Genomic DNA, 26,153 nt, shown 5'->3' on the forward strand with positions numbered 1-26,153 from the left:
GACGAACGCTCGCCGGTGCCGAACGTGTAGCGGACGCTGTCGCTCGAACGCGCCATGTTGCGCTGGGTTTCGATCTCGATGTCCGAGATGCGGTCATCCAGATCCCGGTCGCCGACCAGGGTCTGGGCGAAGGCCGGAGCGGCCAGAGCGAGTGCAAGGGCCGAGACGGTCCCCAGTTTGGCGAATTTTGCCATGGTTCAGTCCTTTCCACTTTTCCGCCCGTTTCGGGGCGGAGCCATCGGACGCACCACCGCGGCGCTATCCGTTGAGCGGGGAGATAGGGTCGGACTCAGTATAAGTAAAATTCAAAATAATTATCTATATCACGAGTTTTTGTTACCTTCAGACAAATGCGCGTTCCCGAGTTCGTGCACCATGTGATCCGAGTTTATCTCGCGTAGTTCGTCGATCACCTCATCCTGTTCGACATCGAGGGACCCGACGACCTCCTTGAGCGCTTTCTTTGCTGCATCGGCGATGTCGACTTCCAGATCTTCGCGCCAGACTGCCCAGATCGGATAGGGAAAGGACGGGGCGTCGGGAACGAGATGAAGCTGCTCCTCATCAATGAATCGCTTCACGTATCGCGCAGGCAGATAAGCCGCCCCTTTGCGGCGGGCGATGAAATCGGCCGCCATTGCGCCAAGCGCAAGAGTCAGCCCCGGATTGGTCAGCGCGGGTAGCTCCAGTGCGTGGGCATGAACGAATTCCGGACCCCAATCGACAAACACGTAGTTCGACAAATTTTTCAGTTCGGCGTCCGGCCAGGTCGCGACCAGGACCAGTTCTTCCTCCATCACCTGTTCGGCGACCAGCCCGGGGCGCAGTTGCGGCATGTAGAGAAGGCCCAGTTGGATCGCCCCTTCGATGAGCATCCGGGTAAGGCGGTCGGGCATCCCGAGTTCGCCGCGCACGCTCAGATCGGGTGCGAGATCCCTGAGCCGATCGATCAGCCGGAAGCCAAGCCGCGGCCACAGCGAATACTGGGCGCCGATATTGATGCTGCGCGTGAAACCTTCGGGAATGGCGATCTGCTGGCGTGATTCTTCCCATATCCGGATCAGCGATAGCGCGTAGTGTTCGAACTCTCGGCCTGCTGGCGTTAATTCCGCCCCCGCTTTCGACCGGGTGAAGAGCGGCTTGCCGAGGCTATCCTCCAGCCGTTGAATTCGTAGCGATACTGCGGACTGCGTGACGAACAGCCGCTCCGACGCCGACACGAATGAGCCCGTCGCTGAGACTTCGAGAAACGTCTTGATGAGTGCCATATCCATGCAAACTGCATAGGCCAGGCAACAGGCATTCACAATTCCGCCGTCGTCGTGTTCGCGCTACACGCGCAACTTGTGCCTGTCTCGGCAGCCGAGTAGTTCATGCGCCAATGTCTTGGTCGCAGTGCAGCGTCAGACAGCATGAAGGTGGTACGTATGGCGATCGAACAGGCGGCGAGCTCTCTCGGAACTGTACCCGCGGTTGCGCTTGTTGGTGCGCTCGGAGTTGGTTCGCAGTGGTTGGCTTGGCGCCTTCAGCTTCCCGCCATCGTCCTGATGCTGGTTGCTGGCGTACTGGTTGGACCGGTGCTCGGCCTTCTCAATCCGGCCCAGGAATTCGGGGAACTATTGCCGCCACTGATCGCTTTGGCGGTCGCGGTGATCCTGTTCGAAGGCGGATTGACGCTGAACCTGCACAAGTTGGGAGATGCCCGCGCCGGCGTGCTGCGCCTGGTGCTGATTGGCGCTCCGCTTGGCTGGCTGCTCTCGGCGCTCGCCCTGCACTACGCTGCCGGCCTTGGCTGGGAGGCCGCCTCTGTCTTCGGAGGCATCATGATCGTGACAGGACCAACGGTCATCGCGCCATTGCTGCGCCACGCCCGGCTACAGAAGCGCCCCGCCGCGCTTCTTCAGTGGGAAGCGATCGTGAACGATCCGATTGGCGCGATGGCCGCCGTCGCGGCATTTCACGTCGTCTTAACTAGGCTGGGGGGCGATACAAACGGCTTTGTCGACCTTGCGGCGCGAATGGGCTTTGCGACCATGGTGGGGCTCGCGGCCGGCTACGGAATCGTAAAGGTTTTCAAGGGCGGACGTATCCCTGAATACATGAAGGTGCCGGTGTTGTTCGCCGTTCTCTTGGCGGCGTTTGCGCTGTCCGACCACGTGCTCCATGAAAGCGGTCTTCTGGCCGTCACCGTGATGGGTCTGGTGATAGCGAATGCCGATCTCCCATCCTATGAGGAACTGCGCCGCTTCAAGGAACACGCGACCGTGCTTTTGGTCTCCGGCGTGTTCATCCTGCTTGCTGCCTCGCTCGATTTCGCGGCGCTTGGCAAGCTGACGTGGCGTGCCGTCCTGTTCGTGGCTGTCGTCGCACTGCTTGCTCGGCCGGCCACAGTCCTGATTTCCCTTATCGGCACTGCTGTTCCCTGGAAAGAGCGACTGTTGATCGCACTCACCGGGCCCCGCGGCGTGGTCCTCGTCGCCGTCGCGGGGCTATTCGGCGAACGACTGGTCGCGGCCGATGTCGCGGACGGCGCTCTGATAGGACCGCTGGCTTTCGCTCTGGTCGCGGCCACGGTCGTTTTGCATGGCTTCACGCTGACTCCTCTGGCGCGCTGGCTCGGACTCGCGGACGGTGAAACGGCGGGCGTGCTGCTCGTCGGCGGCTCACGGCTATCGACAGCGTTGGCCGAAGCGCTGGCGAAGGCTGAGGTGCCGGTGTTGATCGCCGATCCGAACCATTCGCATTTGTTCCGTGCACGCACGGCGGGGATACCGACATTCTACGGCGATATTCTGGGCGAGGCGGCCGAGAACTCAGTCGAATTCCTGTCCTTCCGCGTGGTCGTCGCGATGACCGACAACGATGCCTACAACACCCTGGTGACGACCGACCTCGCCCCTGAATTTGGCCGCGACAATGTTTGGCAGCTTGAGCGCGCCCGCGACGCCGACTCGCGCCACGCATTGCCAACGCAGCTTGGTGGGAAGAGGATTGGCGCCGGTCGCGGCTACAGAGCCTACGAACAGCTTTTGCGCGACGGATGGACTTTTCGCGTGACGCGCATCAGCGAGGAGTTCGGCTTCGAGAACTGGCGCGAGAAGCACCCCGAGGCAATTGTCTTCGCGACGCTCTCCCGCACGCAAGACTTAACCTTCCCGAGCAACGGCGATCCGACAGTGCCGGCAGGCGCGCGCATCATTTCACTCGTTCCAGCCAGCGTGCCTTCATCGAAAGCCACTGCAGAAAACGAAGCTGCCGCGGACTGAAGACTCACACTGTTCCGGAATTGCGACCGCGCATGCTGCCTACAAGATGACGAACCGCCTAAATCAACTATGCGCCGTCGCCAGTTGTTGCCCATTCGCTTGTGACGTAGCTGGGGCATGGCTAGACCTCGACTTCACGGTCGAGCTAGCGCGAACGCGCATGCGTGCCAGGCTTTTTGGCCAGTTTGGCGCGACATGCAAGAGATTTGATGCGATATGCTGATCTCCGAAAGCGAGGTCGATGGTATTCATTCCGCTGCGGCTTGCCGACTGAACAATGCGAGGATTCCCATGAAGGCGAAATTCACCGTCAACGGCGCAGGGCGAGAGATCGACGTGCCCGAAGACATGCCCCTACTTTGGGTGTTGCGCGACGGATTGGGTCTGATGGGAACCAAATACGGTTGTGGCATCGCGCAATGCGGGGCCTGCACCGTTCACATGGACGGGATTGCGGTGCGCGCTTGTCAGGTCGAAGCGCGCGAGCTTAACGGGGTGGAAATCACCACGATCGAAGGCCTCGGAACGCCAGATTCGCTCCATCCGGTGCAAGAAGCCTGGATCGAGCGGCAGGTCGCTCAGTGCGGCTATTGCCAGTCGGGTCAAATCATGCAGGCCGCTTCGCTTCTCGCGATGAATTCGGATCCGTCGGACGAGGACATTGACGCCGTCATGTCCGGCAACCTCTGTCGCTGCGGGACGTATCCGCGGATTCGCGAGGCCGTTCATGCCGCTGCCGAGAAGATGAGGAGCTGAGCCATGGGAAGACTCCGCACAATTGCGCGCCGCGGCTTCCTGATAGGATCGGTCGCCATCGCGGGAGGTGTCGCCTTCGGCGTCTATGCGGTCCGCCGCGCGCCTGAAAACCCGCTGATCGAGGATCGTGCAGAAGGCGAGGCCGTCTTCAACCCCTGGGTCAAGATCGACGCTAACGGCATCACGCTGATCGGACCGCACGCGGACCTAGGCCAGGGTGTCGCGTCTTCGCAGGCCGCACTCATCGCTGAAGAGCTGGACGTGGATTTTGGCCAATTCTCGACGTCCTTCGGCCGCCCGAGTGCCGCCTACTGGAATACCGCGATGGCGGATGAGGGCGTGCCGTTCAAATCGACGGACGAAAGCTTCGCGGCGGAATCCATCCGGTCAGTGATGGGTGGTGTGGTGAAGCTAATAGGTCTGCAGGGCACTGGAGGCTCGACAACAATTCCCGACAGTTTCGACAAGCTGCGGCAGGCGGGCGCGTCGGCGCGCGAGACGCTGAAGCTGGCGGCCTCGAAGCGGTCCGGAGTTCCGGTCGACGAGATCAAGACCGCCTCTGCACAAGTCATTCTGCCTGATGGCACGGCCATCCCCTACACCGAACTCGCCGCCGAAGCCGCCGGGATCGAGCCGGTGCAGAACGCGCCGCTACGAGACCCTTCCGAATGGCGACTGATCGGCCAGCCGATGGAGCGGATTGACGTCGTGGCGAAGTCGACTGGCACGCAGACCTACGGCATCGACCTTGCCACGGACGATATGGTTCATGCCGCGCTCCGCGTGAACCCGCGCAAGGGTGGCGGCATCAAAGGATATGACCCGAGCGCCGCACTGGCGATGCCGGGCGTTCGAAGGGTCTTGGACATCACAGGCGGCGCGGCGGTCATTGCCGACAACACCTGGACGGCTATCAGGGCCGCCAACGCCATTGAATTCGACTGGGGCCCCGCGCCCTATCCGGCCGAGCAGGCGCAGCATTGGGAGACGCTCGCAGCGTCCTTTTCAGATGACCTGCTCGACAGAAAGTGGCGCGACGACGGAGACATCGAGGCGGCACTCGCCGATGCGGAGGTGATCGAGGCCGAATACCGTTCACCTTACGTCGCCCACGCGCCGCTCGAGCCGCTGAATGCCATCGTGCGGGTCACGGACGAAGGGGTCGAGGTCTGGACCGGCCATCAGGTGCCTCGTCAATTGCAGGTGCTTGTCGCCGCGCTCACCGGACATGAACCGGGGCAAGTTACTTTCCACAATCAGTACGCCGGCGGCAGCTTCGGCCACCGACTGGAATTCGAGTACCTGAAGCAAGCGGCAGAAATCGCAAACCAGATGCGCGGCACGGCGGTCAAGCTGACCTATTCGCGCGAGGAGGACTTCGCCCACGACTTTCCGCGCCACATCGCCATGGGCCGGGGGCGCGGCGTCGTGGCGAATGGTCGTGTCGAAGGGATCGACCTATCAATCGCCGCGCCTTCCGTCATAGCGTCGCAATTGGGCCGGGCCAACATCCCCGTTCCGGGACCGGATGCGCAGATCGCCGCAGGGTCCTGGAACAACCCCTACGCATTGCCGCATTTCCGGATGCGGGCCTACCGCGTGCCCGAACTTGCGCCGGTCTCGTCCTGGCGGTCGGTGGGCGCGGCTGGCGCGGGCTTCTTCTTTGACAGCTTCCTCGATGAGCTGATTCATGCTGCCGGCGCCGACCCGATGGAGGAGCGCATCCGGCTCATGGGGCACGACGTTTCGCGCAAGGTGCTGGAAGCCGTGGCCGAGATGTCGTCATGGGGCGGCGAACTCGCACCCGGGAAGGGGCGCGGCGTTGCCTTCGTCGAAAGCTTCGGTGTTCCTGTGGCCGAAGTCGTGGAAGTGACCACCGTCGACGCGGGCGTCCGGATCGACAAGGTATGGGTCGCCTGCGACGTGGGCACCATCGTCGATCCGGTAAACTTCGAGAACCTCGTGCAGGGCGGGGTGGTCTGGGGCCTCGGCCACGCGATGAACTCGGAAATCACCTATTCCGACGGGATGGCCGAGCAGACCAACTACCACGCTCACGAGGGCATGCGGCTTTACCAGTGTCCCGAAATCATCGTCCGCGGGCTGGAGAACGGCCACAAGGTTCGGGGAATCGGCGAACCGCCGGTGCCTCCCGCTGCGCCTGCGCTGGCCAATGCGATCTTCGCCGCGACAGGTAAGCGCATCCGCGAGATGCCGTTCAACAAGCATATTCGTTTCGCCTGAGGAGGCCGCCAATGCGTTTCTTGCCCATCGCGGCCCTTGTCTTCACCGTTCTTCCGACGCTCGCCCTTGCCGAAGGCAATCCACCCGCCACGATCGAGCCGCCCGCTGCGGGATCAATTTTGCCCGAACAGGGACTGGCCGCGTTCGATCGGATCTACGAGGTGACGAGCCATCCGCGTTGCGCGAACTGCCATGTGGGCGCGGATAACGTGCCCATGTGGTTCGGCGGCAGCGAAGGGCCGGTCCGGCCGCACGGCATGAACATCAATGCTGGTGAAAGCCGGATTGGGGCGGAAACCTTGCTGTGTTCGACCTGTCACCGGACGAGCCAAAACCTTGAAAGCGATCCGCATGCGCCGCCGCATGCGGGGCTGGACTGGCGGCTGCCACCGGTCGAGTTCCAGTGGTTCGGCAGATCCGCCAGCGAGGTCTGTGCCCAGTTGTCTGATCCCAAGCGGACCGGCGGGCGCGACTGGATGGAACTGGCTCAGCATCTCGTTGACGACGCCGGTCATCTTGGATTCGTTCTTTGGGGCTGGCAGCCGGGCGGCGGGCGAGAACCCGCACCTTATTCGCTGCAGGATCACGTGAACGACGTGCTGGCGTGGGGAACCGCCGGTCAACCCTGCCCGACGGAGTGAGGAGACCCGAGATGACCCGCACTGAACGCAAGTACCATACCGCCGCGATCCTCCTCTTTCTGTCTGCGGCTCTGCACCTGCCGATCTTGATACTATCGTTTCAGAAATTCGGAACGCACATATTCGTTGCGATTATTCTGTGGACGCTGCTCGGTCTTGGCCTGCTGCGTGGCCATCGATTGGCGGCGTATCTCGCGTTCCTCGGCATGCTTGCGGGCCTCGTCCTCGCACTCGATGGCGCGACGTCTTCGCCCGGACTCGTCGCCATCGTTCTCTGGGTGATCATTCCAACGAACCTAATCGCCGCGGCGGTCCTGTTCGGTGTCTTGTGGTCCCGTCCTTCAGCGCACTCGGAGACATAACGCGCTCAAAGTCGCCGTTCCGTGCTGCATCGGCGCGCTGGTACCGAACGATCCGTTTTTCAGGATCGGGCGTGATCACATTCTGCCGGTCCAGTGCGTCGCTATCCGCTGGTTCTGAACCCTCCGTGAAACGGGGGAGTTCAATACAGAAGTCCTACCGAGCGCCTGCAAGCGCATTCGAGGACAGTTTGTGATCAACGATCGCCACTGTCTCCGACACTGCAGGATGTGAGGTGCCCAACGCTTCGGCGATCAGCAATATCAGCCTGTCGACACGTTCAATATAGACAGCCCCTGAGTAGACCGAACGCGCGGCAGACGAGGGCTTAACGAGATTCTTCGCCGCCGCTGCGTACTTCTCAAATGGCACGAGGTCCCCTGGATCGGCGCCGAGTTTCTCGACGAGGCCGTTTACGAACGCATAGATCTCTTGCGACTTCGCGGGATCGCCGTGAACCGCGTCGCGGATGGACCGGGGTCCGTCTGTAGTAATGCAGCGATAGTTGCCGGTCGCAAGCATCGCCCATTTCGCAAATGGAACGAACAGGGAGTCGAACACCCGGAGCTTCACCGGAACGTCCTTGTCGTCGACACGATATGCTTCAATATCCGCCTCGAGCGTCTCGAGCACGGCGTTCAACTTCGGATCGTCGAACTTCGACACCTTGAAATTCGTGGGAAGACCCACATGCAGGACGTTCGCCATTTCTTCCGGCGGGCGGAACGCTTGAGGATCCGGAGAGCAAAGCGTCATTAGTCTCGGATCGAAGGCATCCCAGATCTCAGGGTTCAGGAACGCCTCCTTCAGCCGTGAGCTATCCAATCCGGGAATGCGCTTCAGATACGGAAGCGGCGGCATGTTCATGATCGACATGCACGGAATTCCTGCCCTTGCGATCCGAGCGAGCAGATCGGTGAGCGCAGGGTGTGAGTATTGCGGCTCCTGCATGGCGAGGCAGACGAGATCGTAGTTTTCAGGCCGTGCGTCCTCGGGTGTCGACGCGTCCAACCTCCCCGCAAGGGACTTGGAGAAAAAACTGCGATGCGCGTCTTCATCGCGCAGCTTGATCCGAACCTCGGTCCCTTCGGAATTGATGAGAGCGGCCGTTTCTGCGCGGCAGACAAGCGTGGCGTTGTGGCCCGCCGCGACAAACTTCGTTCCGAGCAAGGAGCCATAGGAGGCGCCAAGAATGAGGATGTTGTAGGCCACTGCGCATTTCCCTTCCAATCGTCGTCGGGTTACATCGCGAATTGACCTGGACTGTCTGTTCCAAACCCGACCTTTCGAGAACCGGGATAGCCATGTAGCCGACGCTTATCAAAGCGACAAAGGCGCGCGGTCGGCGGCCCGCGCTCCGGCCCGCGCGCCAGCCTGTTCAGCGAAGCATCTCGACCAGCGTTTCGCCAAGCTTGGCGGGGGACGGCGCGACTTGGATTCCCGCGGCCCGCATTGCTTCGATTTTCTCCTCGGCGCCACCCTTTCCACCCGATATGACGGCGCCGGCATGGCCCATCGTCCGGCCGGGCGGCGCCGTTCGACCCGCGATGAAGCCGACCGTGGGCTTCCTGCGTCCGCGCTTGGCCTCGTCGGTCAGGAACTGCGCGGCGTCCTCTTCGGCAGAGCCGCCGATCTCTCCGATCATGATGATCGATTTGGTTTCGGGATCGGCGAGGAAGAGTTCGAGCACGTCGATGAACTCCGTGCCCTTCACGGGATCGCCGCCGATCCCGACGGCCGTCGTCTGGCCCAACCCCGCCTGTGTTGTCTGGAACACGGCCTCGTAGGTGAGCGTGCCGGAGCGCGAGAGTACGCCGACGGACCCCTTCTTGAAGATGGAGCCCGGCATGATGCCGATCTTGCATTCTTCGGGCGTCAGAACGCCCGGGCAATTGGGCCCGATCAGGCGGCTGTTCGAGGCGTCGAGCTTTTCCTTCACGCGGACCATGTCCTGGACCGGAACGCCTTCGGTGATGCAGGTGATCAGGTCGATGCCAGCGTCGATCGCCTCCTCGATCGCGGCAGCCGCGCCCGCGGGCGGCACGTAGATCACGCTCGCCGTCGCGCCGGTTGCGTCTTTCGCCTCGGCGACGCTCGCGTAGATGGGAATCGTCTCTCCGTTCGCGCCGGTCCAGTTGGTTCCGCCCTTGGCCGGGTGCGTGCCGGCGACCATCTTTGTTCCGTTGTAAGCGAGCGCCTGTTCTGTGTGGAAGGTACCGGTCTTGCCGGTCAGGCCCTGAACGATGATCTTCGTGTCCTTGTTGATGAGGATCGACATAACCCTACCCCTTCACTGCCTTGACGATTTTCTGCGCGGCGTCATCGAGATCGTCGGCGGCGATGACGTTCAGTCCGCTGTCGTTGATGATCTTCTTGCCCTCGGCGACCTTGGTGCCTTCGAGCCTCACGACGAGCGGCACCTTTAGTCCCACCTCCTTAACGGCCGCGACCACGCCTTCGGCAATAACGTCACAACGCATGATGCCGCCGAAGATGTTGACGAGGATGCCCTTCACGTTCGGGTCCGAGGTAATGATCTTGAAGGCCGCCGTGACCTTTTCCTTTGACGCGCCGCCGCCGACGTCGAGAAAATTCGCGGGCTCCGCGCCGTAAAGCTTTATGATGTCCATCGTCGCCATCGCGAGGCCCGCACCGTTGACCATGCAGCCGATATCGCCATCGAGCGCGATATAGGCGAGATCGTGCTTTGACGCTTCGATTTCCTTCGCGTCTTCCTCGGTCTCGTCCCGGTAGGCGGCAACGTCGGGGTGGCGGAAGAGCGCGTTGTTGTCGAACGAGACTTTAGCGTCCAGAACCTGCACGTCGTTCGCCTTGGTGACGATGAGCGGGTTGATTTCAAGAAGGCTCATGTCCTTGGTGGTGAATGCATCATAGAGTGTCTTGAAGAGCGCGGTGCCCTGCTCTCGCGCCTTTCCGGCGAGCTTGTAGGCGTCCGCGATCCGGGCTGCATCCGCGTCCGTGCAGCCGGATGAGGCATTGATGGCGATCGTATGGATCAGTTCGGGTGTCTCCTCTGCGACGGCCTCGATGTCCATACCGCCTTCTGTGGAGGCGACGAACGAAGTCTTTCCCGTTTCGCGGTCCACGAGGATCGACAGGTAGAGTTCGCGGTCGATGTCGGCACCGTCTTCGACGTATAGCCGATTCACTTGCTTGCCGGCCGGGCCCGTCTGATTGGTGACGAGCGTCTTGCCTAGCATCTCCTTCACGTTGGCCAGCGCCTCTTCGGCTGAGAATGAGACGCGCACACCGCCTTTGGCGTCGCCGGGCAGCTCCCTGAACTTACCCTTGCCGCGACCGCCGGCATGGATCTGGCTTTTCACGACCCAGACCGGCCCCTTCATCGCGCCAACGGCCGCCTCGGCCTGTTCTAGGGAAGTGATGACTACCCCATTTGCGACAGGCGCGCCGAAGCTCTTCAGGACTTCCTTGGCTTGATGTTCGTGAATATTCATCTGTTCCTCCCTGGTGCCGCTTTATTTGATCATCGGCAGCATTTCCCTGAACGCGTCCGAACCGGCCCTCCCGAGCCACTCGAAGATGACCATCTCCGTCGTCACAACGCTCACCCCACCCGCGCTCAGTCGGGCGAGGCAGGCCTGTTCGCTCTCGATCGTCCGTGATGCGGTCGCGTCTGACACTACGAAGACGTCGAAGCCCTCCTCGACGAGGCTTGCGGCGGTCTGGACGACGCAGATGTGCGCCTCCATGCCGGTCAGGATTGCCTGACGTCTGCCGAGCGATCGGAATGCACCGGCGAAACCCTGATCCTCCATGCAGGAAAAATGCATCTTCGGCAGAATCGCGTTGTCGCCCGCGGCTTTCCTGATCTCTGGAACGGTCTGGCCAAGCCCTTGCGGGTATTGCTCCGTCAGCAGGGCGGGGACGCCCGTCCTCGCCGCCGCCTTGAGCAGCAGACGCGTGTTGCGGATCGTGCGGGCGGGGGCCTGCATCGCAGGAACGAGTCGCTCTTGCATGTCGATGACGATGAGCGCCGAATCGTGTGCCCGGATCAGCAAATCGGCGATCTCCCGAAGCCAGTTTATTGTAGGTATGTGGTATACCACCATGTGTTGTGTCAACTATTTTCTGTGTGAAATCAACTTACAAAAATGGATTGACCGGAAAAAAGTTGGGTGTAAGGTATACCAAACACATGCATGAACTGCGCAGGCGGTCGCACATGTGTCTCGGGAGGAAATGGCACGTGTCGATCGGCGAAAAGCTCATCCCCATAGCCGAGACTTTCACCTTGAAGGATCATACCTTCAAGGTGCTGAGGGACGCGATTCTAGAGATGGACATCTATCGGCCCGATGCCGATCTGCGGTTGGATGAGCGGCAACTGGCGGAGCGCCTGGGCATTTCACGCACGCCTATTCGGGAAGCGCTGGCGAGACTGGCGCAGGACGGCCTGATCGAGATCGTTCCGCGAAAAGGCGTGTTCGTGTGCCGCAAGACGCGCGAGGAAATTCTCGAGATGGTCGTCACGTGGGCGGCACTCGAAAGCATGGCGGCGCGGTTGGCGTGCGAACATGCGACCGATGCCGAGCTCAATGCCCTGCGCCGTTTCGCCATCAGGCATAGCAGCGACGTCGAGCGGGCGGATATCGAGGAATACTCAGACGCGAACATCACCTTCCATCAGACCATTCTGGAATTGTCGGGCTGTTCTCTGCTGAGCAAGACTGCAGACGGCCTGTTCGCCCACATGCAAGCGGTGCGGCGAAGGGCGATGGGCGAAAGCGATCGCGCGCGTCGATCTGTCGCCGATCACATGGAAATCATCGATGCATTGATGGCGCGGGACGGCGATCTCGCATCGCGCCGTGTGCGCGAGCATACGATGCGCCTGCACGATCACATCAGCAAGACCTGGACGAGGCTTGAGACGCTCGGCGCGCGAAGTGGCGCGGCCGGCTGAACACTAAAGGGCAATGCGAGGACGAACATGACTTCATCCGCGGCAGCAAGCGTAGAACAGCGACCGGAAGAGGCCGAATCCCAAAACCTGACCGATGGCTTTCACCTGATCATCGACGCGCTGAAGATGAACGGGATCGAGAACATCTATCACGTTCCCGGAATCCCGGTAACTGATCTTGGCCGGATGATGCAGGCCGAAGGGATGAGGGTGATTTCGTTCCGCCACGAATCGAATGCCGGAAACGCCGCCGCAATCGCTGGCTACCTGACCAGGAAGCCAGGCATTTGCCTGACCGTCTCGGCGCCGGGATTCCTGAACGGCCTCGTGAGTCTCGCCCATGCCACGACCAACTGCTGGCCGATGATCCTGATATCGGGTTCGTCGGAACGCGAAATCGTCGACCTGCAGAAGGGCGACTACGAGGAAATGGACCAGCTCGCCGTCGCCAAGCCTCTCTGCAAGGCTGCGTACCGCATCCTTCACGCCGAGGATATCGGCGTCGGCGTTGCAAGGGCAATCCGTGCCGCGGTCTCCGGCCGGCCGGGCGGCGTCTACCTCGACGTGCCCGCGAGCCTACTGAGTCAGGTGATGGGCGCCGCGGAGGGCTTGAAAAGCCTGATCAAAGTGGTCGACCCGGCCCCTGCGCATTTCCCGGCACCCGCGGCGATCGACCGTGCGCTCAGCCTGCTAAAGGCTGCCAAAAAGCCTTTGATCATCCTTGGTAAGGGCGCCTCCTACGCCCAGTGCGACGATCTGGTCCGCGCCTTCGTCGAAAAGACCGGCGCGCCCTATATCGCCATGTCGATGGCCAAGGGCCTCCTGCCCGATGACCATGAGCAATATGCAGGCGCCGCCCGCAGCCTCGTCCTGAAGGAAGCGGATTGCGTAATGCTCATCGGAGCGCGGCTGAACTGGCTGCTGTCCCATGGCAAGGGCAAGCAATGGGGTGAACCCCATACCAAGAAGTTCATCCACATCGACATCGACCCGAAGGAGATGGATTCGAACCAGCCGATCGACGCGCCGCTTGTGGGTGACATCGAGTCCACTCTCGGCACCATGCTCGAAAAGATGGACGACTGGCCCGTGCCGCCTGCGGAATGGACTGGCGCGGTCTACACCAAGCGCGCCCAGAACGTCGAACGGATGGCTCCGAAACTCGTCAACAACAACGTTCCGATGGACTATCACGGTGCGCTCGGCCGCCTGAAGAGGATCTTCGCCGACCATCCGGATGCGATCCTCGTGAACGAAGGCGCCAACGCGCTCGATTTCGCACGCTCGGTCATCGACATGTCGAAACCTCGCAAGCGGCTCGACGTCGGCACTTGGGGCGTGATGGGCATCGGCATGGGCACTGCCATAGCTGCCGCAGTTGAAACCGGCCATCCGGTGGTGTGCGTCGAAGGCGACTCGGCCTTTGGCTTCAGCGGAATGGAAGTCGAAACCATTTGCCGCTACGGCCTGCCGGTCTGCGTGGTTATCTTCAACAACTCGGGCATCTACCGCGGGACCGACACCGACCCAACGGGCCGCGATCCGGGCACGACGGTCTTCGTCAAAGAAGCTCAGTACGACATGATGATGCGCGCATTCGGCGGTGAAGGCGTAACGGCGCGCAGCCCCGACGATCTGGAACGCGCTGTTCGCGACGCGATCGCCAGCGGAAAACCGACTCTCGTCAACGCAATCATCGATCCGCAAGCCGGCACCGAATCCGGTCGCATTGGCAATCTCAATCCGCAATCCGTCGTCTCGAAGAAAAAGTAAGGACTGGCTCTGATGAAAGCTCTGGAAGGGATCAAGATCCTCGACTTCACGCATGTGCAATCTGGCCCGACTTGCACGCAGCTCCTGGGCTGGTTTGGCGCCGACGTGATCAAAGTGGAACGGCCCGGCGTGGGCGACGCCACCCGCAAACAGCTGGTCGATGTTCCCGAGGCCGATAGTCTCTATTTCACGATGCTCAACCACAACAAGCGGTCGATCGAGTTGAACTCTAAGAATGAGACCGGCAAGGAGGTTCTGACGCGCTTGATCGAAGAATGCGACGTCATGGTCGAGAACTTCGCGCCGGGTGCCCTCGACCGGATGGGATTTTCGTGGGAGCGGGTGCAGGAGATCAATCCGCGCATGATCCTCGCTTCGATCAAGGGGTTCGGCCCCGGCAAGTACGAGGATTGCAAGGTCTACGAAAACGTCGCGCAATGTGCTGGCGGTTCGGCTTCGACCACGGGATTCGTCGATGGCCCACCGCTCGTGACCGGTGCGCAGATTGGCGACAGTGGCACCGGCCTCCATCTTTGCCTTGGCATCGTCACCGCTCTGTTCCAGCGGGAAAAGACCGGGCGCGGCCAAAAGGTTTCGGCGGCGATGCAGGACGGGGTTCTCAATCTCTGCCGGGTCAAGCTACGCGACCAGCAGCGATTGGCGGCTGGTCCATTGACCGAATACTCGCAGTACGGCGAGGGTGTTCCCTTCGGCGATGCAACACCGCGGGCGGGCAATGACTCGGGCGGCGGCCAGCCGGGCCGTATCCTGAAGTGCAAGGGATGGGAGACGGACCCCAACGCCTACACCTACTTCATCACCCAGGCCGCAGTTTGGGAAAAGGTCTGCGATGTGATTGGCGAACCTGACTGGAAGACGAAAGCCGGGTACGCAACTCCAAAGGAACGGCTGGACAAACTGAACGAGATATTCGAGCGGATTGAAAAGTGGACAATGACCAAGACCAAGTTCGAGGTCATGGACATCTGCAATCCGCTCGACATTCCCGTTGGCCCGATCCTCAGCATGAAAGAGATCATGGAGGATGAGGGCCTAAGAAAGACGGGAACCATCGTTGACGTCGACCACCCTGAACGCGGTCGCTACGTGACCGTGGGCTGCCCGATCAAGCTGTCGGACTCACCGGTAAAGGTGACGCGCTCGCCGCTTCTGGGCGAACACACAACAGAAATCCTCGAGAAGGTCTTGGGATACTCGGGTGAAGACCTCGCCCGGGTCATCGAAAGCGGCGCCGTCGGTGACGCGAAGCGGCAAGCGGCGGAATGAGCGACAAAATGCGCATCATCGTCATGGGGCAGCAGGCATTCGGAAAGGATTGCCTGGCCCGGATCCTCGATGAGGGTCGCGACGAGGTGGTCGGCGTCTATTGTGAGCCCGACCGGGAGGGCAAGCCCATCGATCCGATCAAGGAACATGGGCTGGAAAAGGGGATTCCGGTCGAACAGCCCGCGAACTTCGACGACAAGGCCACGGTGGACAAGCTGGCCAGCTACAAGCCCGATCTGATGGTCATGGCTTTCGTGAATGTCTTCGTTCCCGAAGCCGCGCGCGACACGCCGACGCATGGTTCGATCTGCTTTCACCCGTCGCTCCTGCCGCTGCATCGCGGGCCGAGTGCGGTCAACTGGCCCATCATTATGGGCTCCAAGAAATCCGGCTACAGCTGGTTCTATCCGTCCGATGGGCTCGACGAGGGCGACAGCCTGCTGCAATGGGAATGCGAGATCGGCCCCGACGACACGGTAATCGACCTCTACTTCAAGAAGATCTACCCGTCGGCGGTCGAATCCGTAGTTCAGGTCTGCGACCTTTTTCGGGCAGGCAATCCGCCGCGCATCGTGCCGAATGAGACCGAGGCGACCTACGAGCGGCGCTGCACCAAGAAACATGCGCATATCGATTGGAACAAGCCGGTCGGGCAGGTCTACGACCTGATCCGGGGAACCAACCCTGCACCCGGCGCATGGACCACGCTGAAAAGCGAAGAAGTACAGGTCTTCGATTGCGCCCGCGTCATGGGTGACGGCGTGTCCAGCAAGGTGATCGAGATATCGGACGACGGTGTGACCGTGCAATGCATCGGCGGCCGCATCCTCATCAAACGTGTCCGACCTGCCGGGGGCGGCAAGGTGGCGGCAACCGATTGGGCGGCATCCGCCGGCCTTTCCGCGGGCGACATGCTCGGTTCTTGAAACAATGTATTGGCCAGGAAACCATGTCTGACATCGAAATCGCCCGCAAAGCCAAGAAGAAGCCGATCCAAGAGATCGGCGCGAAGCTCGGAATCCCGACGGAGCACCTGCTGCCGTTCGGTCACGACAAGGCCAAGGTATCCGAGGCCTTCATCAAGTCGCTGGCGAAGAACAAGAACGGACATCTCATCCTGGTGACTGCGATCAATCCGACCCCTGCGGGCGAGGGCAAGACGACGACGACCGTGGGCCTCGGCGACGGGCTGAACGCGATCGGCAAGAAGGCCGCGATCTGCATCCGCGAAGCGTCGCTCGGCCCGAACTTCGGCATGAAGGGCGGCGCGGCGGGCGGCGGCTATGCCCAGGTCGTGCCGATGGAGGACATGAACCTCCATTTCACCGGCGACTTCCACGCCATCACGGCAGCGCACAACCTTCTGGCCGCGATGCTCGACAACCACATCTACTGGGGCAACGAGCTCGACATCGACATCCGCCGCATTCCCTATCGCCGCGTCATGGACATGAACGACCGGGCGCTCAGGGAAACGGTCGTCAATCTTGGCGGTGTCGCGAACGGCTTCCCACGCGAGACGGGCTTTGACATCACGGTGGCCTCCGAGGTGATGGCGATCCTCTGCCTCGCCACCGACCTGCGCGATCTCGAGAAGCGCCTGGGCGATATCATCGTGGCCTATCGCCGCGACCGCTCGCCGGTCTACGCGCGCGACCTGAAGGCGGACGGCGCGATGACCGTGCTCTTGCAGCAGGCGATGCAACCCAATCTCGTCCAGACGCTCGAGAACAATCCGGCCTTCGTGCATGGCGGCCCGTTCGCGAACATCGCGCATGGCTGCAACTCGGTCGTCGCGACGACGACGGCGCTGAAACTCGCCGACTATGTCGTGACGGAAGCGGGCTTCGGCGCCGATCTGGGGGCGGAGAAATTCTTCGACATCAAGTGCCGCAAGGCGGGCCTCAAGCCCGAGGCAGTGGTCATCGTCGCGACAGTGCGCGCCATGAAGATGAACGGCGGTGTCGCCAAGGCCGATCTCGGGACCGAGAATGTGGCGGCGGTCAAGAAGGGCTGCGCCAACCTCGGCCAGCACATCGAGAATGTAAAACAGTTCGGCGTGCCGGCCGTGGTCGCGATCAATCACTTCGTGTCGGACACCGACGCCGAGGTGCAGGCGATCAAGGACTACGTCGGCTCTCAGGGCTCCGAAGCGGTGTTGTGCAAGCACTGGGCGCACGGCTCGAAGGGCACTGAGGATCTAGCCCGAAAAGTCGTGTCGATCGTCGAGAGCGGATCGGCCCAGTTCGCGCCGCTTTACCTCGACGATATGCCGTTGTTCGAGAAGATCGAGACGATCGCCAAGCGGATTTATCGCGCGGATGAGGTGCTGGCCGACAAGAAGATCCGCGATCAGCTTAAGCAGTGGGAAGAGCAAGGCTACGGCAATCTGCCGGTCTGCATGGCCAAGACCCAGTATTCGTTCACGACCGACCCCAACCGCCGCGGCGCGCCGCGCGGCCACAGCCTTCCGGTCCGCGAGGTCCGGCTATCCGCCGGGGCCGGTTTCATCGTTGTGATCTGCGGCGAGATCATGACCATGCCCGGCCTGCCGCGGGTTCCGTCTGCGGAATCCATACGGATCAACAGGGACGGTCTCATCGACGGCCTGTTCTGAGGGAGGAAGCGACGTGATCCGCAAGATACTGGTTCCGGTCAGAGGCGACGGCAAGGGCGATAACGTCCTCGCCCATGCAGCCGCGATTGCGCATCGGCACGTTTCCCACATCGAGGTCATCCATTGCCGGCCGCGGCCAGAAGATCTGATGCCCTACGGTGTTCACATCCCGGACTTCCTGCGCAAACAGATCATCAAGCAATCATACCAGGTCGCGGATCAGGAGGAGGCGGGCCTCCGCGGAGAACTCGAGGCGCTGGCATCCAAGCTGAAGTTGGATGCGTCAGGAAAGAACATCGGCAAGGCCGCGACGGTGTCGTTCATCGAGGAATCCGGCAGGCAGGTCGACGTGATCAAGCGACACGGAAGATTGGCCGACATGATCGCGGTTGCCAAGCCGGACCGTGACCGGAACCTCGGCCACAATACGTTGAAGGCCGCCCTGTTCCATTCCGGCCGGCCGGTTCTGATGTGCCCGCCAGCGGATACGCCACCGCCATCGCTGGGCGCGAAAGTGAGCATCGCCTGGAACGGAAGCGCGGAAGCGGCGCGCGCCTTGGCGCAGTGCGCGAGCGTACTACGCGGCGCCGACGCGATCTGGATCCTTTCGAACGGCTCCGACGCGGGGCCCGGGACATCTGCGGAGGAACTGGTGTCCTACCTCGAACTGCACGGAATCAAGGCCGGCATCCACACGTTCTCAGCAAGCCGGAAGATCGGTTCTGAGCTCTTGCGGGCCAGCGAAGAAGTTGGCGCCGATATGATGATCATGGGCGCATATAGCGACAGTCATGAGCGGGAAACCGTGTTTGGAGGAAATACGCAGACCGTAGTGGATACGGCGAAATTGCCGGTGCTGTTGAATCACTGACCTGGTTCAGCTGCGGCGGAAGAGAGGGAGGAAAGGTCGCACCGAGAACGGCCACATCAAAGGCGGGAAACCTACTCGCATCACGACTTAAAGCCAAAGGGAGGACCAAATGGCTACCACAACCAACCTACTGTCCAAAATTGTCGGTACAGCCGCGCTAGGGCTGATGACGCTCTCCGGTGCGGTCCAGGCCTGGGAGCCGAACAAGCCCATCGACTTCGTTATCATGGCTGGGGCCGGTGGCGGCGCTGACCAGATCGCCCGCTTCCTCCAGTCGGTGGCGGAGAAGAAGGACCTTACCACCCGCCCGCTCGTTCCTAACAACAAGGGCGGCGGATCCGGCGCAGAGGCGCTGATCGCGCTCAACGGCACGAACGATCCCGATCACACGATCCTCGTGACGCTGAACTCGTTCTTCACGACGCCGATGCGGCAAGCGAACCTTGGCATCGACGTGTCGACCTTTACGCCGATCGCGATGATGGGCGTCGATCCGTTCGTCCTGTGGGTTCACAAGGACAGCGGCATCACGTCGTTCGAGCAGTGGCTCGAGACGGTAAAGTCCTCGGACGAATACGTCATGGGCGGCACCGGCAAGGGCCAGGAAGACTCGATCGTGATCGCCTTCATGGAACAGGCATTCGATATCAAGGTGAAGTACATCCCCTACAAGGGCGGCGGCGACGTGGCCAAGGACCTTGCGGGCCAGCAGATCATGGCAACCGTCAACAACCCGGCGGAAACCAAGGGCTTCTACGCCGCGGGCGATGTCGTGCCGCTCCTGGCCTTCTCGGACGAGCGCCTGCCGGCCTTCCCGGATGTGCCGACCGTGAAGGAGCTGGGCCAAGATTTCAGCTACTACAACCAGCGGGCCGTCGTCGGTGCTCCGGGGATGTCGGCTGAAGCGGCCGAGTACTACCAGAACCTCTTCAAGACCATCTACGATACCGAGGAGTGGCAGGGCTACATGGAAAGCGAAAGCCTCTCGCCGCTGTGGATGAGCCCGGACGAGCAAAAGACGTACTGGCAGACTCAGATCGAGAACCACAAAGAGCTGCTGGCAGCAATGGGCGAATAAGCCCAAAGCGCCGATGCAACGGTACTTAGGGAGGTCAACATGCGGCGTGGAGAGTTCATAACGGCCGGTATCTTGGCTGTCCTGTCCATCTACATCATGTGGAAGAGTACCGAGTTGAACATCGGCTACATCAAGGGCGAAGGACCGGGAGGCGGGGCGTGGCCGTTCTGGCTCTCGGCGATCATTCTGATCTGCACGGCATTGATCATGCTCAATGCTGCAAGGCGGACATCGCCGCCTTCCCAATCCACAGAGCCCGTCCTCGACGCGGAGGGGCGCAAGATGCTGGTGCAGGTTTTCGGAGGCATTTTCGTTTTCGTCGCACTTATCGGGATCATCTCGATGTACGGCGCGATGATGTGCTTCCTCTTCTACTACTTGTGGTTTCTCGGGCGGCACACTCTGAGACTGTCGTTGATCATCTCGATCCTCACGCCGGTCATCTTCTTCTTCTTCTTCGAAGCGGCCATGCGGATCACGTTGCCGAAGGGCATGCGTTTCACAGAGCCGTTCTTCAATATGCTGAACACCTTCATCTACTGACGCACCTGATGCGGACGCCCACGCGGGCGAGGGAGTAGAATCTAAGCCATGGATATTCTTGCACTTCTCTCGGGCGGTTTGTTGGAAGCGATACAGCCGCTCAACCTCGTCCTGATCGTCATCGGCGTCACGCTGGGACTGTTCATCGGAGCGATGCCCGGGCTCGGCTCGGTGAACGGCGTGGCGATCCTGCTGCCGATCACCTTCTTGGTTCCTCCCGCCTCCGCCATCATATTTCTCGCGGCAATTTACTACGGCGCAATGTATGGCGGGGCCATCAGCTCGATTACGCTCGGCATACCCGGCGCCTCGACCGCGGTCGCGACGACGTTCGACGGCCGACCACTTGCGCTTAAGGGGCGCGCCAGCCTAGCGCTGGTGACGGCCGCGCTCGCGTCATTCGTCGGCGGCACGGTTTCGATAATCCTATTCACGTTGTTCGCGCCAATGCTTGCCTCTGTCGCGCTGAATTTCGGTGCGCCTGAGATATTCGCGCTAATGCTCTTGGCGTTCGCCACGTTCGTCGGCCTGGGCGGAGACGACATCCCAAAGACGGTCCTGTCGATCTGCCTTGGCCTCGTGTTCGCCGCCGTCGGCTTCGACGAGATATCGGGCGCTCCGCGCCTGGTGTTCTTCGACATCTCCGGCTTCCTGCACGGGATCAACTTCTTGGTGCTGGCGATTGGTGTCTACGGTATCGGCGAGATGCTCTGGACCATCGACACGACCCGGGGCAAGATCACGACGACGGAAGCCAAGATGAGTCTCAAAGGCATCGTTGCCGACTCCGTGGAAGGCATGAGCAAGGGCGCAAAGGGCACGACGATCGGGTCGTTCCTCGGGTTCTTCGTCGGAATCCTTCCTGCCGCCGGCGCAACGCCGGGATCGCTCATGGCCTATGGCGTTTCCAAGTTGACATCGAAGGACCCAGACTCCTACGGAAAGGGAAATCCCGATGGGGTTGCTGCGCCTGAAGCCGCGAACAACTCTGCATCGACTGGCTCCATGTTGCCGATGCTCACGCTGGGCATTCCCGGCTCGCCCACAACCGCAATACTTCTCGGCGGCATGGTGATCTGGGGACTAACGCCGGGGCCGCGGCTATTCACGGACGAGCCTGAGTTTGTGTGGGGCCTGATTGGTTCGTTCTACGTGTCGAACGTCTTCGCGCTCCTGATCAATCTTTCGTTCATCCCGCTCTTCATCTGGATGCTGAGGATGCCGTTCACGATCCTCGCGCCGATGATCTTCGTTCTTTCGGTCGTGGGCGGCTACGCGGCGACAAATGACATGCACGACGTCTGGCTGATGATCCTCTTCGGTCTGAGCGCCTTCTTCTTGCGCAAGTTCGACTATCCGCTCGCTCCGGCTGTTCTCGCGATCGTGCTCGGGCCGATCGCCGAACCTACACTGCGTCAGTCGCTGCTTCTGTCGTCCGGCGATCCGTCGATATTCTTTACCCGGCCGATTGCCGGGCCGATCACGATCATCGCGATCATCCTGATCCTGCTACCCCTGTTCAAATTGATGCGCGACAAGTTCCGCAGTCCGCGTGCGAGGGGAGTGTGATCCATCAGCGCCGCAGTGTTCAACGATAAACAGAAAGGGTGCGGCGCGTTGCGGTACGCCGTCCCCCATTTGACGATCCGGGGGCGGCCGGGACCTAAAGGGCAGTGCGAAGCTCCATGGTAGTGGCCAAGCCGAAAGAACAGTTCAATTCGTGGAACCCCGGACTGAGTTCGGATATCCCTGCCGCGCTTCTGCCGCACGTGACGCTCTATGATCCCGAAAATTCACATGTCGGCTATGAGGAGGCGAAAAACGCTGCAGACTTCTGCGGTCTGAAGCCGCAGGAGATGGTGTCTTTCACAGTGCCTCGGCTGGCCGTGCACGAGATACTTATTCGGGTGACCGCCGATCTTTGCGTGCCGGATGGGCCCAACTACGAAGATCTGGGTCTGAACCTGCGCGGCATGGCCGAGCGCATCCTCAAGGGCTACGTGGAACCCCGGATGACGGAGCTCGAGCACGCCTTTTCTGCGCTCAGGCGGGAGGTAGAGCACGCGCTGGATGAGCATCTCGAGCGCGGGATCTATACTCGCAGCGCGTCCACGCAGGCAGATCAGCAAGGCTTCCTTTCGCGGATATTTGCAAAGAAGGCGCGGGCGCCTGTCGAAAAAACTCTGCCGGAAATCGAAGCGATCTCGGAATGGCAAGAAGTGCTGGCGAAGCCTGCGTTACCTTTCGAACGGGCCTGCCTCGAGGGCCTTCACACGATTGTTGCCGGGATCGTGGGTCAGCGTGGACGCCTGATGGGCGACAAGAGCATGGTCAACCGCCTGGCTACAAACTGGATATGCAATTCCTACGGAAGCCAAAAAATCGGCGAAATGATCGAACCGATCATTCGCGAAGCAGTGACGGCGGAAGGCTATCGCTTCCTTCCGTTCCAGACCGCACCGTTCGTCTTGAACGTCAAAGGCGCCTCGGCTGCCGGCAAGAGCACAATTCGCCCGCTTCAGCGGAAGCTCGCGGAGCGGCTCGGACTTCCGTGGGAGGACTTCGCGCTCGTCAGCCCTGACTACTGGCGCAAGTTTCTTCTCGACTACGATAGCCTCGGCGACGGTTTCAAGTACGCCGCTATGCTGACTGGGCAAGAGCTTGAGATCATCGATAAAAAACTCGACGGTTACATGGAAGCCAAGGCAATGCGGTCGGAGATGCCGCATCTCCTGATCGACAGATTCCGGTTCGACAGCTTCGAATCCGTTGCGAAACAGCAGGCCGACGGACGCTTGCTGAGCCGTTTCGGTGACACGGTGTTCATGTTCTTCGTCATCACGCCTCCAGCGGAGACCGTCGAGCGAGCCTGGAAGCGGGGACTCGAAACGGGAAGGTACAAGGCGGTCGACGACCTTCTCTATCACAACATCGAAGCCTATACCGGCATGCCCAACTTGTTCTTCACCTGGGTGAAGAAGGAACGGCAGACGGTGCATTTCGAGTTTCTCGACAACAGCGTACCTTATGGCCAACCACCCCGGACGGCGGCCTTCGGCTGGAACGACAAGCTTACCGTGCTCGACGTGGACTGTATGCGCAGCCTCACGCGCTATCGGTCGGTCAACATCGACGCCAAGGGGCCGGATGAGGTTCTGATGGAAACGGACGAAGCCAAGAGCGACATATTGGCCGATTGTATCGAGAAAATCACCGATGTGACTTTCCTGGACCAGCGGACGCTCGAGGTTCTTGGCCACACGCGCGACGGAAAATGCGACTACGAGGTCGATGGTTTCTTTGCCAAAAATTCTCTGCCATGTGCTCATGTATCTCCCACGGCTGGCGGGGACGGCGATGAGGACTCGGCACGCCTCGGCGGCACGAAACTGGAGTTGGACGCCGAGCGGGAACGAAAGTTCACGGTCGGCGCGTGGGGCGGAGAGTGATCTAGTTTCTAGCTTGTCGACGGGTCCGACACTCAGCACCCCGCGGCACAAGGTGCCGGAATTGATGCTCGGCCCGTCAGCTTAGCTTTCGTGGCCCGTCGGGAGGGAGTCAGGCTGGTGACAGCAATATCTTGCCTCGATGTGACGCCGCTTCCATCATCTTGTGCGCGGCGGCGGCCTCTTCAAAGGGAAAGACTCGGTGGGTCAGAGTTTTGAGCCGCCCCTTGGCAAAAAGCGGCCAGACCGTTTTCCTCAGGTCGGCGGCGACCGCGCTCTTGAATGCTTCGGGCCGCGAGCGAAGCGTGGAGCCAGTATAAATCAGTCGCTTCAGCATGATCGGCATCAGGTTGATTTCGACCTTGGAGCCGGCATTGAAAGCCAACTGTACGATCCTTGCATCGTGGCTCGCGGCCTTGATATTGCGCTCCACGTAGTCGCCGCCGATAATATCCAGAATAAGATTGGCGCCTCCCGCTTCCCGCACGATCTCCACGAAATCCTCTTTGTTGAAGTTGATCGCCCGTTCGGCGCCAAGCGCTTCGGCATAAGCGCAGTCTTCGGCGCTCGCGCACGTGGTGAACACGCACATCCCGAGCTGACGTCCAAGCTGGATTGCGGTCGATCCGATGCCACCAGCGCCGCCATGAACCAGAAGGACCTGTCCCTCGGACACCTTCTGCTCGAAGAAGAGATTGCTCCAGACAGTGAAGTAGGTCTCGCAGAGCCCGGCGGCGTCGACGTCCGATACGGTCTTGGGTATGGGAAGGCAATGAGTGGCGTCGACCGCGCTGTATTCCGCGTATCCGCCGCCATTGGTCAGGGCGCAGAGGCGGTCCCCGACTTTCCAGCCCGACACATTCGCGCCGACCGCCGCGACTTCGCCCGAGACCTCCAGCCCCAGAAGATCCGAAGCCCCTTTCGGCGGCGGATAGTGGCCACGCCGCTGTACCAGGTCTGGACCGTTAACGCCTGCGGCAATGACTCGCACCAGCACTTCGCTGTCACGAATTTCAGGGATATCCCGGGCCCCGATCGTCAGCACGTCCGCCGCCCCGGCGCCGTTCATTTCGATCGTTTTCATGCTTTTTGGCACTTCTTTGCTCCCTCGGTCGGTTCGGCTGGAACACTGTCCATGCTAAGCCTAGTCTTGCAGTCACGCGGGTTCGCACCATACGGAACGGGAAACGGAAAGTCGCGAAGGGCTGATGGCTGACATCCGTGATCTGCAGATACTCGTGTCGCTGTCGCGGCACAAACATTTTTCGCGCGCGGCGGATGATTGTGGCATTTCCCAGCCCGCGTTCTCTGCCCGTATCCGGAAGCTGGAAGAAGCCTTCGCGCTGCCGTTGGTGAGGCGCGGCAACATGTTCATGGGGTTCACGCGCGAAGGCGAGGTCGTGCTGAAATGGGCGCGAAAGGTGCTGGCCGATCTCGACGGTATGCGGCAGGAAGTAGACGCTCTTAAAAGCAATCTCAGTGGAAAGTTGTGCCTTGGGTCCATTCCAACCACCTTGCCGTTCGCGGCCAAGGTCTCCGCTCAGCTGCGCCGGCTTCATCCCAACCTGACCGTCGAGATTCATTCTCTGTCGACGAGGCAGATCGAGATAAGGCTGAACGATTATTCGCTGGATGCGGGGATCATGTATTTCGAGGACGCTGATCCTGAGGCGACCGAGAAGCTCTACGATGAAAGCTATGTGCTGATCGCGCCGGAAGCTCTGGCGCCGCGTCGGTCCGGGCAGATATCTTGGTCCGAAGCGGCCGCGCTTCCGTTGTGCCTTTTGACCCGCGACATGAGAAACCGCCAGTTCATCGATTCGGTCTTCGCTGAGATTGGCCTGGCTCCCACCATCGTCATGGAAGCAAACGGCTTCACGGCCGTCCTGGCCCAGGTTGCAAGTGGAAGCGCCGCCACGATCGCCCCGCGCGGCGTTGCCGAGATGTTTCTTTCGCTCGAAACCACGGTACAGCTTCCCTTGGTGGAGCCGGAGGCTGCCCATGCGATCGGACTTTCGATCAAGGTCCAGTTTCCGATACCCCCGATGCTGCAGGCGCTGCGCGTTGCAGTAAGGGCGTCACTATAACGGCAGCGGATGACATCTTCCAAAATCGATATTGGAAGTTATGAAAGTTGTCTGCGACAGTTGGTATACCACAGCGCGAGGTACCATGGCATTGGACGACGATATTGGTGTTTGGAAGTCTGGTCGGGGCCGGGGTCGTCGGGTTCCGAAGGGTCGTCAGCTGGAGGACGGGGCCTGGGCGGAGGTTCGGGCGCTGTTGGGGGATGGTCCGCGGCGGCGGGATCTTCTGATCGAGTATC

The 26,153-nt window shown here is 61.0% G+C and carries 22 protein-coding genes and 1 pseudogene; 16 read left to right on the forward strand and 7 right to left on the reverse strand.

What is annotated here, in order from left to right; all coding sequences use genetic code 11:
• Both DEA8626_RS20510 and DEA8626_RS20515 read right to left on the reverse strand, forming a co-directional pair.
• A pseudogene (locus DEA8626_RS20510) lies at window positions 1-194 on the reverse strand (hypothetical protein); the annotation flags it as partial.
• Between the two features lie 129 nt (window positions 195-323).
• Window positions 324-1,274 carry a LysR family transcriptional regulator gene (locus tag DEA8626_RS20515; RefSeq protein ID WP_108855107.1) on the reverse strand — a complete coding sequence of 317 codons (951 nt, stop codon included), beginning with the start codon at window positions 1,272-1,274 and terminating at the stop codon, window positions 324-326.
• A 153-nt stretch (window positions 1,275-1,427) separates the two neighbouring features.
• On the opposite strand from DEA8626_RS20515, the gene DEA8626_RS20520 reads away from it, so the two are divergent.
• The 5 genes from DEA8626_RS20520 (at window position 1,428) to DEA8626_RS20540 (ending at window position 7,269) form a co-directional block, all read left to right on the forward strand.
• A complete protein-coding gene (locus tag DEA8626_RS20520) occupies window positions 1,428-3,266 on the forward strand; it encodes a cation:proton antiporter (RefSeq protein WP_108855108.1) in 1,839 nt (612 codons plus the stop codon).
• Window positions 3,267-3,557: 291 nt separating this feature from the next.
• On the forward strand, window positions 3,558-4,022 hold the full coding sequence (locus tag DEA8626_RS20525) for a (2Fe-2S)-binding protein (protein ID WP_108855127.1): 465 nt from the start codon (window positions 3,558-3,560) through the stop codon (window positions 4,020-4,022).
• Window positions 4,023-4,025: 3 nt separating this feature from the next.
• The gene (locus DEA8626_RS20530) at window positions 4,026-6,266 is read left to right on the forward strand and encodes a xanthine dehydrogenase family protein molybdopterin-binding subunit (protein WP_108855109.1); all 2,241 of its coding nucleotides are present in this window, start codon (window positions 4,026-4,028) and stop codon (window positions 6,264-6,266) included.
• 11 nt (window positions 6,267-6,277) lie between these two features.
• Window positions 6,278-6,907, forward strand: a complete 630-nt coding sequence (locus tag DEA8626_RS20535) for a hypothetical protein (protein ID WP_108855110.1) — start codon at window positions 6,278-6,280, stop codon at window positions 6,905-6,907.
• Window positions 6,908-6,918: 11 nt separating this feature from the next.
• Window positions 6,919-7,269 carry a hypothetical protein gene (locus DEA8626_RS20540; RefSeq protein ID WP_108855111.1) on the forward strand — a complete coding sequence of 117 codons (351 nt, stop codon included), beginning with the start codon at window positions 6,919-6,921 and terminating at the stop codon, window positions 7,267-7,269.
• A gap of 154 nt (window positions 7,270-7,423) precedes the next feature.
• Here DEA8626_RS20540 and DEA8626_RS20545 read toward each other — a convergent pair whose 3' ends face one another.
• The 4 genes from DEA8626_RS20545 to DEA8626_RS20560 all read right to left on the reverse strand — a co-directional run bounded on the left by DEA8626_RS20545 (window position 7,424) and on the right by DEA8626_RS20560 (window position 11,307).
• Entirely contained in the window at window positions 7,424-8,479 is a 1,056-nt protein-coding gene (locus tag DEA8626_RS20545) for a ketopantoate reductase family protein (protein WP_108855112.1), read from the reverse strand.
• A gap of 166 nt (window positions 8,480-8,645) precedes the next feature.
• Complete coding sequence (sucD, locus tag DEA8626_RS20550; protein WP_108855113.1) at window positions 8,646-9,545, reverse strand: succinate--CoA ligase subunit alpha; 900 nt, start codon at window positions 9,543-9,545, stop codon at window positions 8,646-8,648.
• Window positions 9,546-9,549: 4 nt separating this feature from the next.
• Window positions 9,550-10,743: an ADP-forming succinate--CoA ligase subunit beta gene (gene sucC / locus DEA8626_RS20555; protein WP_108855114.1), complete on the reverse strand. Its 1,194-nt coding sequence runs from the start codon at window positions 10,741-10,743 to the stop codon at window positions 9,550-9,552.
• Window positions 10,744-10,764: 21 nt separating this feature from the next.
• The gene (locus tag DEA8626_RS20560) at window positions 10,765-11,307 is read right to left on the reverse strand and encodes a hydrolase (RefSeq protein WP_108855115.1); all 543 of its coding nucleotides are present in this window, start codon (window positions 11,305-11,307) and stop codon (window positions 10,765-10,767) included.
• A 188-nt stretch (window positions 11,308-11,495) separates the two neighbouring features.
• Between DEA8626_RS20560 and DEA8626_RS20565 the strand changes: the two genes are divergently transcribed.
• The 10 genes from DEA8626_RS20565 (at window position 11,496) to DEA8626_RS20610 (ending at window position 23,830) form a co-directional block, all read left to right on the forward strand.
• A complete protein-coding gene (locus DEA8626_RS20565) occupies window positions 11,496-12,212 on the forward strand; it encodes a GntR family transcriptional regulator (protein WP_108855116.1) in 717 nt (238 codons plus the stop codon).
• A 27-nt stretch (window positions 12,213-12,239) separates the two neighbouring features.
• Complete coding sequence (gene oxc, locus DEA8626_RS20570; RefSeq protein ID WP_108855117.1) at window positions 12,240-13,985, forward strand: oxalyl-CoA decarboxylase; 1,746 nt, start codon at window positions 12,240-12,242, stop codon at window positions 13,983-13,985.
• A 12-nt stretch (window positions 13,986-13,997) separates the two neighbouring features.
• Window positions 13,998-15,272 (forward strand): formyl-CoA transferase, encoded by a 1,275-nt coding sequence (frc, locus tag DEA8626_RS20575; protein ID WP_108855118.1) that lies wholly within the window; start codon window positions 13,998-14,000, stop codon window positions 15,270-15,272.
• Window positions 15,269-16,198 carry a methionyl-tRNA formyltransferase gene (locus tag DEA8626_RS20580; protein WP_245890957.1) on the forward strand — a complete coding sequence of 310 codons (930 nt, stop codon included), beginning with the start codon at window positions 15,269-15,271 and terminating at the stop codon, window positions 16,196-16,198. Before frc ends, DEA8626_RS20580 begins: the two co-directional genes overlap by 4 nt.
• Before the next feature lie 23 nt (window positions 16,199-16,221).
• Window positions 16,222-17,889 (forward strand): formate--tetrahydrofolate ligase, encoded by a 1,668-nt coding sequence (locus tag DEA8626_RS20585; protein WP_108855119.1) that lies wholly within the window; start codon window positions 16,222-16,224, stop codon window positions 17,887-17,889.
• A 13-nt stretch (window positions 17,890-17,902) separates the two neighbouring features.
• A complete protein-coding gene (locus tag DEA8626_RS20590; RefSeq protein ID WP_108855120.1) occupies window positions 17,903-18,760 on the forward strand; it encodes a universal stress protein in 858 nt (285 codons plus the stop codon).
• Between the two features lie 109 nt (window positions 18,761-18,869).
• The gene (locus DEA8626_RS20595; RefSeq protein WP_108855121.1) at window positions 18,870-19,838 is read left to right on the forward strand and encodes a Bug family tripartite tricarboxylate transporter substrate binding protein; all 969 of its coding nucleotides are present in this window, start codon (window positions 18,870-18,872) and stop codon (window positions 19,836-19,838) included.
• A 39-nt stretch (window positions 19,839-19,877) separates the two neighbouring features.
• The gene (locus DEA8626_RS20600) at window positions 19,878-20,381 is read left to right on the forward strand and encodes a tripartite tricarboxylate transporter TctB family protein (RefSeq protein ID WP_108855122.1); all 504 of its coding nucleotides are present in this window, start codon (window positions 19,878-19,880) and stop codon (window positions 20,379-20,381) included.
• Between the two features lie 48 nt (window positions 20,382-20,429).
• The gene (locus DEA8626_RS20605) at window positions 20,430-21,950 is read left to right on the forward strand and encodes a tripartite tricarboxylate transporter permease (RefSeq protein ID WP_108855123.1); all 1,521 of its coding nucleotides are present in this window, start codon (window positions 20,430-20,432) and stop codon (window positions 21,948-21,950) included.
• 404 nt (window positions 21,951-22,354) lie between these two features.
• Window positions 22,355-23,830, forward strand: a complete 1,476-nt coding sequence (locus tag DEA8626_RS20610) for an ATP-binding protein (RefSeq protein ID WP_146188913.1) — start codon at window positions 22,355-22,357, stop codon at window positions 23,828-23,830.
• 109 nt (window positions 23,831-23,939) lie between these two features.
• Here DEA8626_RS20610 and DEA8626_RS20615 read toward each other — a convergent pair whose 3' ends face one another.
• Entirely contained in the window at window positions 23,940-24,911 is a 972-nt protein-coding gene (locus DEA8626_RS20615) for an NAD(P)H-quinone oxidoreductase (RefSeq protein WP_108855125.1), read from the reverse strand.
• Between the two features lie 124 nt (window positions 24,912-25,035).
• On the opposite strand from DEA8626_RS20615, the gene DEA8626_RS20620 reads away from it, so the two are divergent.
• Window positions 25,036-25,914 (forward strand): LysR family transcriptional regulator, encoded by an 879-nt coding sequence (locus DEA8626_RS20620; RefSeq protein WP_108855126.1) that lies wholly within the window; start codon window positions 25,036-25,038, stop codon window positions 25,912-25,914.
• Window positions 25,915-26,153: the final 239 nt, after the last annotated feature.

The organism is Defluviimonas aquaemixtae (assembly GCF_900302475.1).
Classification (GTDB): domain Bacteria; phylum Pseudomonadota; class Alphaproteobacteria; order Rhodobacterales; family Rhodobacteraceae; genus Albidovulum; species Albidovulum aquaemixtae.